The sequence below is a fragment of the Pseudomonas sp. TH07 genome (assembly GCF_016651285.1).
GTDB lineage: Bacteria > Pseudomonadota > Gammaproteobacteria > Pseudomonadales > Pseudomonadaceae > Aquipseudomonas.
In genome coordinates this window covers 2,469,340-2,484,095 of record NZ_JAEKED010000001.1, presented here as the reverse complement: position 1 = coordinate 2,484,095, position 14,756 = coordinate 2,469,340, and the positions used below count along the sequence as shown (strand labels likewise).

Here is a 14,756-nt window from a genome sequence, read left to right as displayed (position 1 = left end):
GTCAGTCTCCCAGCGGCAGGTGGTCATCGCCGCCGCGGTAGTCGTCCAGGGCCAGTTTGATCCGGCGCAGGCGCTCCTGGTTTTCCTCGGGCAGCACCAGCGCCACTTCGGTGGCGAGCACGTCGATGGCCAGCAGCATGCCGTAGCGCGCGGCGGTCGGCTTGTAGATGAATGAGGTTTCGGCGCTTTGCAGCGGCAACAGCACGTCGGCCAACTGCGCCAGCGGCGAAGCGCTGCGGGTGATGGCGATGACCTTGGCCCCGTAGTTGCGCGCCAGGGCCACGGCGTCGAGCATCTCCGGGGTACGGCCGGTCAGGGAGCAGGCGACCACCAGGTGTTCTTCGTCGAGTACCGCAGCGGTGACCCGCATCATGACCGCGTCATGGCAGGCCACGATGGGATAGCCAAAGCGCACCAGGCGCACCTGCAATTCGTCGCTGCACTGGGCCGACCAGCCACCCAGGCCGAAGACGTGGATCATCCGCGCCTTGCCCAGCAGGCGCACGGCATCGGTGAAACGTGCCTCGTCGAAACCGGCCAGATGCTGATGCAAGGTGGTTTCGATATCGCCGAGGATCTGCCGGTAAAACCCTGACGACTCCGGCGCGCCGGTGGGGTCGAGAAAGCGGCTGCCGACGCCGCTGGCCTGGGCCAGTTGCAGGCGCAGGTCACGCAGGTCGCGGCAGCCCACGCTGCGGGCAAAGCGCGAGAGGGTCGCAGTGCTGACCTCGGCGCGCTGCGCCAGTTCGTCGAGGCTGGCGGACGCGGCGAACCCGACGTCGTCCAGCATCAACCGGGCGATGCGTCCTTCGCCGGCGCTGAAGGAGTCCTGGCGGGCGCGAATCTGATAAAGGATGTCCATCTACAGCAACTCCGAAAGACCGAGGGTCAAGCCGAAGGCGATCACCGAAATCAGCGTCTCCAGCACCGTCCAGGTCTTGAAGGTCTGGACCACGGTCATATTGAAGTATTCCTTGATCAGCCAGAAGCCACCGTCGTTGACGTGGGAGAAGATCACCGAGCCGGCGCCGGTGGCGATCACCAGCAGTTCCGGGTGCGGATAGCCGAGGCCAATCGCCACCGGTGCCACCACCCCCGAAGCGGTGGTCAGGGCCACGGTGGCGGAACCGGTGGCAATCCGCATCAGCGCCGCGAACAGCCAGCCCATCCACAACGGCGACAGCTGGAATTCGTGGGCCAGGCCGACGATCTGCTCGGTGACGCCGGCGTCGATCAGAATCCGGTTCAGGCCGCCGCCAGCGCCCACCAGCAGGGTGATGCTGGCCGTGGGCGCCAGGCATTCGTTGGTGAACTTGAGAATCGAGGCGCGGCTCATGCCCTGGGCGATACCCAGGGTCCAGAAGCTCACCAGGGTTGCCAGCAACAGGGCAATCACCGAGTTGCCGATAAATTGCAGGAACTGGTTGAAGCCGGTGCCCGGGGTGGACAACTGGTTGGCCCAGCCACCGATCAGCATCAGCACCACCGGCAGCAGAATCGTGCACAGGGTCAGCGTGGTGCTGGGCAGGCGCTCGCGGGGTTCGCGCTCGGTGAATTGGCGCTCCAGCGGGTTGTCCGCCGGCAGGTGGATGCTCGGCACGATGAACTTGGCGTACAGCGGCCCGGCGATGATCGCGGTCGGCACCCCGATCAGAATCGCGTAGAGCAAGGTCTGCCCCACCGATGCCTGATACGCCAGCACCGCCAGCATCGCCCCCGGGTGCGGCGGAACCAGGGCATGGACCACCGAAAGCCCAGCGACCATGGGCAGGCCCACCATCAGGATCGAGACCCCGACCCGGCGCGCGACGGTAAAGGCAATCGGCACCAGCAACACGAACCCGACCTCGAAGAACAACGGCAGGCCCACCAGGAAGGCGATGCAGACCATGGCCCAGTGCGCGTTGCGTTCGCCAAAACGGTCGATCAGGGTCCGCGCCACCTGATCGGCACCGCCGGACTCGGCCATCATTTTGCCGAGCATGGTGCCCAGGGCCACCACCAGCGCGATATGCCCCAGGGTCTTGCCGACCCCGGCCTCGTAGGCGGTGATCACCCCCGACGGCGGCATCCCGGCGAGCAGCGCCAGGCCCACCGAGACCAGGGTGATGACGATAAATGGATTGATTCGATAGCGCGCGATCAGAACGATCAGCGCAATGATGGCCATGGCGGCATAGCCCAGCAGCCAGTATCCCGATGCAGGTGTCATGCGTTACTCCTCGAAAGACAGGGTCACGTCGAATGGTTGTGAAACTCTTAAAGCATTTCGAGGAGAAGCTTTCAAACCATATGAAACTAACTTTCGTGAAGAGATACGCTTTGTCGCGAAACGACATGCGCCAGCATCTGTTATGAAAATCGGCAGGCGTATTTTCATCCCATTTCGGGATGCTGTGCCCGGCGCACAGCGGTGCACCGGGGCGGCAGGCAAGGGGCTCGGGGAGAAGGTTTCAGGCCCTAGCGGCGGGCGAAATCATGCTGCGTGCACTGTTCGTAATAGGTCTGCTTGACCGCAGCCGGCTTGAGCCGCGACTGGCTGTTGTAGGTTTGCTCGGTGATGCCCATGGCCGACATGCGCATCCACGGCTGGGGGAATTTGCGCACCTGCAACTGCTTGCGCGCGCCATACAGCGACACCCCGGACAGCTTCGACTGCTGGGCTCCGGCGGCGATGCCCGAACCCCAACTGCAGGCAAAACGCTCACGTTTGCTCAACTCCCGGGCCTGCACCTCAAAAGAGCCACCCGCCAGGACCAACAGCGCCAGGGGCAATACCAAAGTCCGCATTTAGCCAACACCTAAGCTTCTGAAAAGACAGCAAGTTTGGCAACGAAGCGCAGTGCCGGGGGCCAGCAAAATGCCGCCTTTCATAGCGGCCTTTTGCAATCGTTGCTGGGGCCAGTGGCTGTGTTCGGGGGGCGGGCCCGCGTAAATTCGGCAAACCTGTAGCCGCTGTCGCCAGGCTGCGCTGGCCCTTGGGGACGACATTATTTCCCGGGGCTAATCAGGTGTCTGGCAGGGACAGCGCAGCCTCGCGGGCTCGGCGACGGCTACAACTCGGCTAAGTCAGTCGTGTTGCACGCGGGCGCGCTTGAGGAGTTTTTTGCAGCGTTCCGACAGGTGCAGGACCCGCAGGTGTTTGCCGGCCTTGGCGTAGCGTTCGCGCAGGGTCATCAGGGCGGCAATGGCCGAGTAGTCGACAAAGCTCAGGTGGCGGCAGTCGATTGTCACGTGCGGCGGGTCGTTGGCCGGGTCGAACTGGTTGAGAAACGGCGCAGTCGAGGCGAAAAACAGGGTGCCGTGCAACTGGTAATGCTTGCTGCCGTCGGCCTCCAGGTGGCTGTCGGCATACAGCTCGCGGGCCTGTTGCCAGGCGAAGTTGAGCGCCGCAATCACGATCCCGCACAGCACGGCAGTGGCCAGGTCGGTAAACACGGTAATGGTGGTGACCGCAATGATCACCAGCACATCGTTGAGCGGCACCTTGTTGATCACCCGCAGCGAGGCCCAGGCGAAAGTCTGCTGCGACACCACGAACATCACCCCCACCAGCGCCGCCAGCGGGATGCGCTCGATCAGCGGCGACAGAAACAGCACAAACAGCAGGATCATCACCCCCGCCACTACCCCCGACAGCCGGCCACGGCCACCGGAACTCAGGTTGATCACGGTCTGCCCGATCATCGCGCAGCCGCCCATGCCGCCGAACATCCCGGAGGCGATATTGGCCGCGCCCAGGGCCACGCACTCACGGTCCGGAAAGCCCCGACTCTCGGTGATTTCATCGGTCAGGTTCAGGGTCAGCAGGGTTTCCAGCAGGCCGACCAGGGCCATCAGGATCGCGTAGGGGGCGATGATGCCCAGGGTTTCCAGGGTCCACGGCACCTGGGGCAAGGCCAGGCTCGGCAGGCCGCCGGCAATGTGCGCCATGTCGCCCAGGGTCCGGGTCGGCAGGCCGAACAGGTACACCAGCACCCCCACCCCAAGAATCGCCACCAGGGCCGGCGGCACCGCCCGGGTCAGGCGCGGCAGCAGATAGACGATGGCCATGGTCAGCAGCACCAGGGCGCTCATCACATACAGCGGATTGCCGCTGAGCCAGTGTTCGCCACTCTTGAAGTGCTCCAGCTGAGCCATGGCAATGATGATCGCCAGGCCGTTGACGAAGCCCAGCATCACCGGGTGCGGCACCATGCGCACCAGCTTGCCCAGGCGCAACAGGCCGAAGGCGATCATCACCAGCCCGCCCAGCAACACCGTGGCCAGCAGGTATTGCACGCCGTGCTGCACCACCAGGGCGACAATCACCACCGCCATCGAGCCGGCGGCCCCCGAGACCATGCCCGGCCGGCCGCCGAACAGCGCGGTCAGGGTGCAGATGATAAAGGCGCCATACAGGCCCATCAGCGGGTTGAGGTGGGCCACCAGGGCAAAGGCGATGCATTCGGGGAGCAAGGCGAACGCGGTGGTGAGTCCGGCCAGGGCATCGGCCCGCAGACGTGTGACTTTCATGGGTTACCTACAATGCAGGCCGGCGGTGCCGGGCCTGGGCGTGGCGGGAAGAAGGCGGGGAATGTTACGGAATTGAGGGCGATTCGGCCAGTTGGCCGGCGCCGGGGAGCAGTATCATGCCCCCCGGACAGGCTGCGCGGCGGCGGGCGGGGCGCAGCCAGGTTGAGCGCCGGCGAGCCGGCGCTGCCCATGGATTACTTGACGATCAAGCCCACCCCACGGCCCCGTGGGTCGGATGCGGTTTCCAGCCGGTTGCCAGTGACCCGGATGGCCTGGATATCGCCCATCTCCCAGCCCTGGTCTTCCAGGGTGTAACCCATGCCCTTGAGCTCATCGGCGACTTTACCGGTGAGCGGCGCGTAGGCGTCGAAGTAAATCGTGTCCTTGGGCAGCAACTGGTGATGCACGCGCTGCGCGGCCACGGCTTTTTCCAGGGGCAGGTTGAAGTCGTAGAGGTTGTTCAGCACCTGGAAGATCGAGGTGAAGATCCGCGAACCGCCGGGCGTGCCCAGCACCAGGGTGACCTTGCCATCGCGGGTCACCAGGCTCGGGCTCATGGACGACAGCATGCGCTTGCCCGGGGCGATGGCATTGGCGTCGCCGCCGACCACGCCAAAGGCATTGGCGACCCCGGGCTTGGAGCTGAAATCGTCCATTTCGTCATTGAGCAAAAAGCCCGCGCCCTTGACTACCACGCCGCTGCCGTAGTCCCAGTTCAGGGTGTAGGTGTTGCTCACCGCGTTGCCCTGGGCGTCGACGATGGAGAAGTGGGTGGTCTGGTGCGGCTCAAGGCCGGGACGGACTTTTTCCGTGGGCGAGATGGCGTCCGGGTTGACCTCGGCCGCGCGTTTTTTCAGGTAGGCCGGGTCGGTCAGTTGCTTGACCGGGACCTCGGAAAACGCCGGGTCGCCGAGGTAGTCGGCGCGGTCGGCGAATACCCGTTTTTCAATTTCTGCCAACAGGTGAATGTATTTTGCCGAGTTCAGCTCGACGCCCTTGAATGCCGCCGCGCGCTCTTCCTTGATGGTCACCAGCTGGGCCAGGGCCACGCCGCCAGAACTGGGCGGTGGCGCGGTGTACAGGGTGTTGCCGCGAAAATTCACTTGCAGCGGCTCACGCCACTGGACCTTGTAGTCGCCCAGATCCTGCTTGGTGATCAGGCCCTTGTCGGCCTGCATCTGCGCCACCAGCAGATCGGCAGTCTTGCCGCTGTAGAACTCCTTGGCGCCCTGGTCGGCAATGCGCTCCAGGGTCGCGGCCAACTCCGGCTGGCGGAAGGTTTCACCGGGTTTCATGCTGCCGAAATAGTCGCCGAAGTTGGTGCTGCCGTTGAACAGCTTCAATGCGTCTTCGCGGTATTGATACTGCTTGTCGGCCACCTTGAAGCCGTTTTTCGCGTAGCCCACCGCCGGGGTGATCAGCTCGCTCCAGGGCAATTTGCCGAACTTCTGATGCGCCTCCCACAACCCCATCACCGTGCCCGGCACCCCGGACGCGCGCGCGCCCACCAGGCTCAGGTTTTCGATGACTTCGCCTTTTTCATTGAGGTACATGTCGCGGGACGCGGCCTTGGGCGCGGTCTCGCGGTAGTCGAGGAAGTAGGGTTTGCCGTCGATGAACAGGGTCATGAAACCGCCGCCACCGATGTTGCCGGCCTCGGGGTAGGTCACGGCCAGGGTAAAGGCCGTGGCCACCGCGGCGTCCACCGCGTTACCGCCTTTTTTCAGGACCTGCGCCGCGACATCGGCGCCGTACTGGTTCGGCGCGGCCACCGCGCCGCCCTCCAGGGTCACGGCAAACGCCTGGGAACTGGCCGCAATGGCCACCGTCAGGGCCAAGGTTTTAAACAGCACAATGCGCATGAAGTCCGTCCTTTTATTGTTTTTTAACAGGCAGAACCTTATGCCCAAATTCGCGATCGGGGCAAATCGGATCAACAACAAAAGTTGGCCCCGGGCTGAGGTCGATCAGCCCGGGGTGAACAGGTTACCGATGGCGAGGGCGGTCACGCCTCGCCAAAAAAGCACGCAACCGGCATTGGCGCACGCGGCTGCACATCAGAGCATTTCGTTGCGGATCCACTCCACCACCGAGGTGCGCTTGGGCACCCAACCCAGCTGTTCGCGAGCGTGTTTGCCCCGGACCCGGCTGTTGGAACCCAGGCCATAGTTGGCCATTTCATAGCCCCATTCGGCTTCGGCATCGGCCAGCGGCCAATCCTGCGGCTGCCCCAGGTTCAGGGCCTGGGCGATGGCGGTGGTCATCTCGATAAAGGAGGCTTCCGCGCTTTCGACAAAGTAGAAAGTGCCCGGGGTGTTGCCGGTCAGCGCCAGCAGGTACAGGGCCACCACGTCTTCGATATGCACATTGGACCAGATGTTCTGCCCCGGCCCGACATGGCGCACCACACCGCTGTTGCGTGCCTGTTTCAGCAGCCGAGGCAAATGCACGCTGTCGCGCTTGACCCCCAGGCTGTGGCCGTAGATCAGGGTGTTGCAGATCACCGCCGAGTTCACCCCGTCCCTGGCCGCCGCCAGCACCAGGTTGTCGATGGCCACCCGCGGAGCCTTGTCCGGCGTGGGCTGCGGCAGTTGGTCCTCAAGGTACAGCCGGTCGCTGGCGTGCCCGCCCGAAGCGTCGCCGACGATGCTTGAACCGCTGGTGTGGAGGAAGGTTTTGTGGCTGCCCTTGAGCGCCGCGAGCAGGGTTTCCACCGCGCCCCGGTGATCGCTGCTGGCGGCGTTGATCACCGCATCGGCCTTGCGCGCCTGCTCGGTGAGCAGGGCCTGGTCGTCCAGGGTGCCGAGCACTGGGGTGATTCCCAGCGCGCTCAGTTCTGCGGCCTGTTCGGCGCTGCGCACCAAGCCGGTGACCTGGTGGCCGGCCTTGACCAGACCCGTGGCAATCGAGCCGCCGATAAAACCTGCCGCGCCGGTAACGAATACGTTCATGGAGTAACTCCCAGGGTTGAAAAGTGATGCCGCCAGTATCGAGGCCTGCTCCGTGCGGAAACAGCCAGGCTGGCCCAATTCAATCTTGCGTGGGAGTCACGAATCAGCCCTTGAACACCGGGTTGGCGTAGCCGGCCAGCTTGCCCTGGATGAAGTCGAGGAAACACTGGATGCGCAGCGCCAACTGCGAGTTGCGGTAGTACACGGCATTGATCGGCTGGCGGTAGCCGCTGTTGGCCTCGGCCAGCAGCACCTTGAGACGCCCGGCGTTGATGTCGTCGATGGTCATGAAGTGCGACAGGCAGGCAATGCCCTGCCCCTCCAGCGCCAGGTGGCGCAGGGTTTCACCGCTGGAGGCACTGATGCCCGGTTCGATCTGCCAGCGATCACCGTGCACGTGGCGCAGCGGCCAGTGGTTGAGGGTCTCGGTCTGGGTAAAGCCCAGCAGCGTGTGCTCACTCAACTGCGCCACGCTCTGCGGCGTGCCGTGACGTTCCAGGTAGGCCGGGCTGGCGAGGATGTGCAGCGGGCTGCAGCCCAGGGAGCGCGCATGCAGGGTCGAGTCGGCCAGCACGCCGATACGGATGGCGATGTCGGTGCTCTGTTCCAGCAGGTCGATGATCAGGTCATTGCTGTTGAGTTCCAGCTGGATATCCGGGTACAGGCTGCGGAACTCGGCCACATAGGGAACGATGGCATGCAGCATGAAGGGTGACGCGGCGTTGATCCGCAAGCGCCCGGAGGGGGTCTGCTGGCGTGAGCTGAGGCGCTCTTCAAGCTCGTCCATCTGGTCGAGGATCAGCTTGGACTGTTCGAAGAAGTACTTGCCCTCCTCCGTCAGGTCCATGCGCCGAGTGGTGCGGTTGATCAGGGTGGTGTCGAGCTTGGCCTCGAGCCGCGACAAGGTGCGACTGACCGCCGAGGGGGTCTGCCCGATCTGCTCGGCTGCGGCGGAAATCGAACCGCATTCGATGACGCAGACAAAAATCTGCAATTCGTCGGATCTGGCTTTCACGTGAACCCTCTCTGGCAACAATTAACGGCGCTGCGAGGGAGCATGGGCCCTCGCGACGAAAGCGCATAGGCGCTTTCAAGGCCGTCAATAGTAGTCGGATTTACGCCGGGAGATTGAACACGCTCTGGAGGTGCTCTTCGTAGCGCTTGATGTCGGCCTCGATGGCCGGGCGCTTCATCACGTCGACACAGAGAAAGGTCGGCAAACCGTCCATGCCCAGGAACTCGTTGGCCTTGTGGAACGGGAAGTACACCGCATCCACGCCCTTGGCTTCGAAGAAGTCGCTAGGGTCATCGAACGCCTGCTGCGGCGCGTTCCAAGTCAGCGACAGCATGTACTGCTTGCCCTGCAACAGGCCGCCGCTGCCGTACTTCTGCGAGGCGTCGGAACGGGTCCGGCCATCGCTGGCGTACAGGCTGCCGTGGCCTTCGGTGAACACTTCGTCGATGTATTTCTTGACGATCCACGGCGCGCCCATCCACCAGCCCGGCATTTGGTAAATGATCACGTCGGCCCAGAGAAACTTCGCCACTTCTTCCTGAATGTCGTAACCCGCGTCGATGTGGGTCACCTTGACGTCCACGCCGCCACGGTCGAGCACCGCCAGGGCGGTTTCATGCAGGGTGGTGTTGTAGCGGCCATCGGAGTGGGCGAACTTTTTGCCGCCGTTGAGCAACAGTACTTTTTTCATGATCCAGCCTCATCGGGAACAACCCGTTGGCGCGTGGCTTGTGCCTGGCGCCGAGTTGAAAAGATTAAAAACGATGGCGGCAGGGTATCGATGCACAAGCGCGGGAATAAGCCTGGGTCGGACAAAATACATTTGACCTATACGCACGAATAACCAGGTGATTGTTGTTATAGGATTTTTAAATCCTACTCAGCGAGAGCGCCCCATGTCCGAGCAACACGGTTTTATCCTGCATGCCAAAACCCGCCCCGAACAAGCCGAGGCCTTCGAGGCGCTGTTTCGCGCCTACGTCGAACCCAGCCGTGCCGAGCCGGGCTGTATCGAGTACCACATGCTGCGCGACCAGCAGGACCCGACGCTGTTTATCTTCTATGAGATCTGGCAATCCCGGGCGCACCTGGACGTGCATTCCAACCTGCCGCACATGAAACGTTTTTTCGAACAGCGCATGGACTACCTGGAGCGGGATTTCGAGATTCGGCGGATCGACATGCTGAGCCGATCTTCGGCGAATGGCTGATAGCCCCGGCGCAGCAAGCGGGGCGAGATTGATTAGCGAGGCCTGGCTTTTCGGGAAAACCACGGCTCAGGATTGGCCGAACTCGGCAGACAAAACATCTGCAGCGCGGCGCTTATAAAAGCCACCCAGCGAATGATGCAGTCGCGTTCCGGAAAGTCCTTGGACGGGAGCTGAAAAACACTGCAACCGTAACGAGCCACACTCAGTTGACCTGCGCCCCACAGCACCAGCAGCACAAAGAAACACCAGAACCTGCGCGGCGAGCGGTGAACGCCTGAAATGCTTCTTGAGGTCAGATAGAACGCCAGGAACACCGCCAGCGATGCCAGGGCATACAACGCCAGGGTCGATAACGACTCTCGGGGCATGAATTACTGGCCTCCCGGCATAGGGAGGCGGCGGTTGTTGCCAGTGATCGTCATCGAACGGTATCGGCCATCGCGGCCCTCCTTTTCATCGTCGAACACCCTATTCGAAGTGTTTCTGATGAGCGTTAAGGAGTGTCCGAAAATGCTGGATGAGCGCCGTTATTGCCCCCGCGCGGGCCTGAGTTGAGGACTGGCGTGTCCCTAGCCACTGACCAGCAGATGCGCCCCCAGCCCCCCAAGGCCGATAAAGAACACCCGCTTGAACAACCGGGCGCTGATGCGCTGGCGCAGCCATTGGCCGAACCACATTCCCAGCAGCGCCGGCGCCAGGGCCAGCAGCGATGCACTCAACTCGCCACCGCCCAGGGCGCCGCGCCATAACAACCCGGCGGCCAGGGCCAGGGTCGAGACAGTGAACGACAGGCCCAGGGCCTGGACCAGTTGATCCTTGGTCAGCCCCAGGGCTTGCAGATAGGGCACCGCCGGAATCACAAAGACCCCGGTGGCCGCAGTGATGATTCCGGTCACCAGGCCACACAGCGGCCCCAGCCAGCGCTCATGGCGTGGGCTCACCTGCAGCGTAGGCAGCAACAGGCCACTCAGGGCGTACAGCAACAAGGCCGCGCCCAATGCCCGCACCACCCCGCCTCCGCCGTCGATCCCCAGCCACAGAGTGCCGGCCCCGGTGCCGAGCACGATCATCAACAACAACGGCCACAGGCGTTCAAGCAAGCCGCGCAAATGCCCGCCAAACGCCAGCTGCCAGAGGTTGGTCAGGGTGGCCGGGATAATCAGCAGAGCGGCAGCCTGCGTGGGGGCCATAGCCATACCCAGCAGACCCATGGCAATGGTCGGCAGCCCGAGGCCGATCACGCCCTTGATCGTTCCGGCCAGCAAAAAGGTGCCAACCACCAACAATGACAGGGCCAGGCCCAGGTTCTGATAAAACGCGAGAAGAGTATTCATGGCCCTATCCTGAGCCCTGGGCAGGCCCCTGAAAATCTGCCATATACTGAGCCAGCCTCTCTCCCAGCAAGAGGCTATGACCTATAGGACAGCGGTGGTGGAGGCGACTGTGCAATTTGATTTAGTGGATTTGCGGCTGTACCTGAATGTTCTCGAGGCCGGCAATATCACCGCGGGCGCCCTGCGCAGCCATTTGTCCCTGGCCGCAGCCAGTGCGCGTATCCGGGCCATGGAAGCCTCCCTGGGGATAGAATTCCTGCAACGTGGCCGGCGCGGCGTGACCCCGACTGCCGCCGGCAAAGCCCTGGCGCAGCACGCCCGAATCCTGTTGCAACAGGCCGAGCACCTGCGCCAGGAACTGGCCGAGTACGCCCAAGGCGCAAAAGGCCAGGTGCGCCTGCTGTGCAACACCACGGCGATCACCGAATACCTGCCGGAGCTGCTGGCGGATTTTCTCTGCCAACACCCCAACCTCGACATCGACCTGCAGGAACTGCCCAGCCAGCGCATCACCCACGCCCTGCGCCAGGGCGCGGCAGACCTGGGGATCGTCTCCGACGCGGTGGACACCCAGGGCCTGGACACCCGGGCGTTTCGCGACGACCCGCTGCTGCTGGTGATGCCGCCCCATCATCCGTTGGCCAGCCACCCGGACCTGCGCTTTGGCGACACCCTGCATCACGATTACGTCGGCCTGGCCGCCCACAGCGCCCTGGCGGTGTACCTGGAAGAACAGGCGCTGCACGCCGGGCTGCGGATGCAGATACGGATCCGGGCCGATGGTTTCGATGGCGTGCTGCGCATGGTGGCCCACGGTGCGGGTCTGGCGGTGGTGCCGCAGGCGGCGCTGGAGCGTTGCGCCCCGGGGCTGGCGCTGCAGGTGCGTCCGCTCGGGGAGCCCTGGGCCCAGCGCAAGCTGCTGCTCTGTGCCCGAGATCTCGGCGCCCTGCCGGCCTATGCCCGTGCCTTGCTGGAGGCCCTGGTCCCGGCTTGACTCTCCCCCCAGGGGCCGGCTTTAACCTGGGGTTTTGCTATTCAAGGAAAAGTCGGCAATGGGCAAACGCATACTGGTGATTCTGGGCCACCCTTCAAGCGCCAGTTTCTGCGGCGCGTTGACCGAGCGTTACGTGCAGGCCGCGCAGCAGGCCGGGCACGAAGTGCGGCAACTGCGACTCGGCACACTGGACTTCGACCCGGTGCTGCACGAGGGCTATCAGCAGATCCAGCCCCTGGAGGCCGACCTGTTTCAGGCCCAGGCCGACATCACCTGGGCCGAACACCTGACCCTGGTCTATCCGATCTGGTGGGGCGGGATTCCGGCCCTGCTCAAGGGCTTCTTCGACCGGGTGTTCCTGCCCGGCTTCGCCTTCAAGTACCGCCCGGGCAAGGCCTTCCCCGAAAAGCTGCTGCTAGGCCGCACCGCCGACCTGCTGGTGACCATGGACACCCCGCCCTGGTACTACCAATGGGTCTACCACATGCCCGGGCTGCATCAGGTGCGCAAGACTACCTTGGCGTTCTGCGGTATCCGGCCACTGAAGACCCTGACCTTCGGCCCGATCCTGGGCTCCAGCCAGGCGCGGCAACAGGGTTGGCTGGAGCAGGCGGCGGCGCTTGCCAGCCGCTGATTCTCTCGGATAATGCGCCGACGCTTACACGCTGTCGGCGGCATTGGAAAAGGGAATGTGCATGTTTATCGGCAAAGCCGCGCAGCTGTCAGCGACCACGGTCAAGACCATTCGCCACTACGAGAGCATCGGCTTGTTGCCGCCGGCACAGCGCCAGGGCAACTACCGACTCTATGACCAGCAGAGCGTCGACCTGCTGATCTTTATCAAATGCGCCCAGCAACTGGGTTTCAAGCTCAAGGAACTGCAAGGGTTACTGGCCCGGCACAGCGGCCCGGACTTCCCCTGGGAGCTGGCGCGGGAAGCCCTGGCTGGCAAAAAGCGCGAGCTGGCGCAGCAGATCGCTTCCCTGCAACAGCTGCACGCCCGCATCGATGACTTCGAAGTCCAGCTGGAAACCGCGCGCCATCAATGCCCCCTGGGACCCCTCTAGAACACCGCAGCGACACTGGAGGCTGTGTGGCGAGGAAGCTTGCTTCCGCTCGGTTGCGCAGCGACCGCAACACCTGAGCGCGGTGTGCCGGATAGACCGGAGTGGCGCGCTTGGGGCCGCTACGCTGCCCAACGGGAGCAAGCTCCCTCGCCACAAGGGTGGCAGCCCGCCACTGGTTAAGTGTTGTGCTTACACCTTGGGCAACGGCGCCAAGCCGGCCTCGACGCGCGGTTTGCGGAAGCAGAAAAAGTACACCACGGACAGGATCACCAGGAACGGCACGCCAAACACCAGGGTCATCCTGAAAGCCTCGGTGAACACCGTGGTGATCATTACCGCGCCCATCAGCACCAGCCCCAGCAGCGTGCTGTAGGGAAACAGGCGCATGCGGAACGACAGCTTCTGTTCGCCGTGTTTCTGGTGGTAGCGGCGGAAGCAGTAGTGGGTGAGGAAAATCATGAACCAGGTAAAGATCGCGCCGAACATCGAGATCGCCATCATCAAGGTGAAGGAGCTTTCCGGGTACAGCACGTTGACCAGGGTCGCCAGGGCAATGCCCGAGCTGGACAGGATCAAGGCGTTGAGCGGGATCCCGTTCTTGCTCAGGGCGCCCATGGACTTGGGCGCATAACCGGCGCGGGACAGGCTGAACATCATGCGCGTGGTGATGTACAGCTGGCTGTTCATCGCCGACAACGCGGCAATCAGGATCACGAAGTTCATGACCCCGGTGGCCCCCGGAATGCCGATGGTCTGCATCACCGTGACGAACGGACTCTGGGCCTTGCCGGCCTGGACCCACGGCACGATGGCCAGCATCAGGGCCAGGGTCAGCAGGTAGAACACCACCAGGCGCACAATGGTCGCGCGAAAGGCTTTCTTCACCGCGCGCTCCGGGTCTTCGGCTTCACCGGCGGCCACCGCGATCATTTCCACGCTCAGGTAACTGAAGATGGAGACGATCACCGCAATCCACATGCCCTGGAAACCGTTGGGGAAGAAGCCGCCATGGGCGGTGTAGTTGTGCACCCCGTACTCGGCGTTGCCCGAGCCGAACACCACATACACCGCGAGGATGATAAAGCCGACGATGGCCCCGATCTTGATGGTCGAGAACCAGTATTCGAACGTACCGAAGGTCTTCACGCTGATGGCGTTGAGCACGATCAGCACACTGGAGAAGGCGACGATCCACACCCACTCCGGCACGTTGGCGAACCAGAACTTCATGTACATGGCGATGGCCGTCACTTCCGCCCCGACCGCCAGCACAATCGCCGCCCAGTAGGCATAGCGCACCAGGAACCCGGCCAGCGGGCTGATATAGAACTCGGCATAGGCGCCGAACGAGCCGGAAGTCGAGTGGGCCACGGTCATTTCCGCCAGGCAGCCCATCAGGATCAAGGTGATCAGCGCACCGATGGCATAACTGAGCAGCACGCTGGGACCCGCATAGCCGATGGCGTAGGCGCTGCCCATGAACAGGCCGGTGCCGATCGCGCCACCGATGGCGATCATGCTCATCTGCCCCGAAGTGAGCTGACGTCGCAGCCCCAGTTCGCGATTGGAAATCGCCTCAAAACCCTTATTGGTCGTGGTCACTTTTGTGCCCCTTTATTGTTATCGATGTCGCAGCACGCCTCTGCCGCCAGGGCGCAAACCCGTGGCG

General features: G+C 63.3%; 15 protein-coding genes. 4 read left to right on the top strand and 11 right to left on the bottom strand.

Features of this window, described 5'->3' with window-relative positions; translation table 11 throughout:
* Position 1: 1 nt before the first annotated feature.
* The 8 genes from JFU57_RS11585 to JFU57_RS11550 all read right to left on the bottom strand — a co-directional run bounded on the left by JFU57_RS11585 (position 2) and on the right by JFU57_RS11550 (position 9,172).
* Complete coding sequence (locus tag JFU57_RS11585) at positions 2–862, bottom strand: MurR/RpiR family transcriptional regulator (RefSeq protein ID WP_078469708.1); 861 nt, start codon at positions 860–862, stop codon at positions 2–4.
* Positions 863–2,212, bottom strand: coding sequence for a GntT/GntP/DsdX family permease (locus tag JFU57_RS11580; RefSeq protein WP_078469707.1), 1,350 nt, complete (start codon positions 2,210–2,212; stop codon positions 863–865). It abuts the gene before it with no gap.
* Positions 2,213–2,460: 248 nt separating this feature from the next.
* Positions 2,461–2,790, bottom strand: a complete 330-nt coding sequence (locus tag JFU57_RS11575; protein ID WP_078469706.1) for a hypothetical protein — start codon at positions 2,788–2,790, stop codon at positions 2,461–2,463.
* 279 nt (positions 2,791–3,069) lie between these two features.
* Complete coding sequence (locus JFU57_RS11570) at positions 3,070–4,515, bottom strand: SulP family inorganic anion transporter (protein WP_078469705.1); 1,446 nt, start codon at positions 4,513–4,515, stop codon at positions 3,070–3,072.
* Positions 4,516–4,709: 194 nt separating this feature from the next.
* Entirely contained in the window at positions 4,710–6,377 is a 1,668-nt protein-coding gene (gene ggt / locus JFU57_RS11565; RefSeq protein WP_201129347.1) for a gamma-glutamyltransferase, read from the bottom strand.
* A gap of 195 nt (positions 6,378–6,572) precedes the next feature.
* Positions 6,573–7,466 carry an NAD-dependent epimerase/dehydratase family protein gene (locus JFU57_RS11560; RefSeq protein ID WP_201129345.1) on the bottom strand — a complete coding sequence of 298 codons (894 nt, stop codon included), beginning with the start codon at positions 7,464–7,466 and terminating at the stop codon, positions 6,573–6,575.
* Positions 7,467–7,569: 103 nt separating this feature from the next.
* Positions 7,570–8,481, bottom strand: coding sequence for a LysR family transcriptional regulator (locus tag JFU57_RS11555; protein WP_020299987.1), 912 nt, complete (start codon positions 8,479–8,481; stop codon positions 7,570–7,572).
* Between the two features lie 100 nt (positions 8,482–8,581).
* Positions 8,582–9,172: an NAD(P)H-dependent oxidoreductase gene (locus tag JFU57_RS11550; protein ID WP_201129343.1), complete on the bottom strand. Its 591-nt coding sequence runs from the start codon at positions 9,170–9,172 to the stop codon at positions 8,582–8,584.
* Positions 9,173–9,377: 205 nt separating this feature from the next.
* On the opposite strand from JFU57_RS11550, the gene JFU57_RS11545 reads away from it, so the two are divergent.
* Positions 9,378–9,692, top strand: a complete 315-nt coding sequence (locus JFU57_RS11545) for a putative quinol monooxygenase (protein ID WP_201129340.1) — start codon at positions 9,378–9,380, stop codon at positions 9,690–9,692.
* 32 nt (positions 9,693–9,724) lie between these two features.
* Here the strand turns inward: JFU57_RS11545 and JFU57_RS11540 are convergent, their stop codons facing one another.
* Both JFU57_RS11540 and JFU57_RS11535 read right to left on the bottom strand, forming a co-directional pair.
* Complete coding sequence (locus JFU57_RS11540) at positions 9,725–10,030, bottom strand: hypothetical protein (protein WP_201129338.1); 306 nt, start codon at positions 10,028–10,030, stop codon at positions 9,725–9,727.
* A gap of 231 nt (positions 10,031–10,261) precedes the next feature.
* Positions 10,262–11,026 (bottom strand): sulfite exporter TauE/SafE family protein, encoded by a 765-nt coding sequence (locus tag JFU57_RS11535; protein ID WP_201129336.1) that lies wholly within the window; start codon positions 11,024–11,026, stop codon positions 10,262–10,264.
* 109 nt (positions 11,027–11,135) lie between these two features.
* Here JFU57_RS11535 and JFU57_RS11530 point away from each other — a divergent pair, with 109 nt between their 5' ends.
* From JFU57_RS11530 to JFU57_RS11520, 3 genes are all read left to right on the top strand, one after another.
* The gene (locus JFU57_RS11530) at positions 11,136–12,020 is read left to right on the top strand and encodes a LysR substrate-binding domain-containing protein (protein WP_078474046.1); all 885 of its coding nucleotides are present in this window, start codon (positions 11,136–11,138) and stop codon (positions 12,018–12,020) included.
* A 58-nt stretch (positions 12,021–12,078) separates the two neighbouring features.
* A complete protein-coding gene (locus JFU57_RS11525; RefSeq protein ID WP_201129334.1) occupies positions 12,079–12,654 on the top strand; it encodes an NAD(P)H-dependent oxidoreductase in 576 nt (191 codons plus the stop codon).
* Positions 12,655–12,715: 61 nt separating this feature from the next.
* The gene (locus JFU57_RS11520) at positions 12,716–13,087 is read left to right on the top strand and encodes a MerR family transcriptional regulator (protein ID WP_078474070.1); all 372 of its coding nucleotides are present in this window, start codon (positions 12,716–12,718) and stop codon (positions 13,085–13,087) included.
* A gap of 189 nt (positions 13,088–13,276) precedes the next feature.
* On the opposite strand, the gene JFU57_RS11515 is transcribed toward JFU57_RS11520, so the two are convergent.
* Positions 13,277–14,689 carry an amino acid permease gene (locus JFU57_RS11515; protein ID WP_078474048.1) on the bottom strand — a complete coding sequence of 471 codons (1,413 nt, stop codon included), beginning with the start codon at positions 14,687–14,689 and terminating at the stop codon, positions 13,277–13,279.
* Positions 14,690–14,756 lie beyond the last annotated feature (67 nt).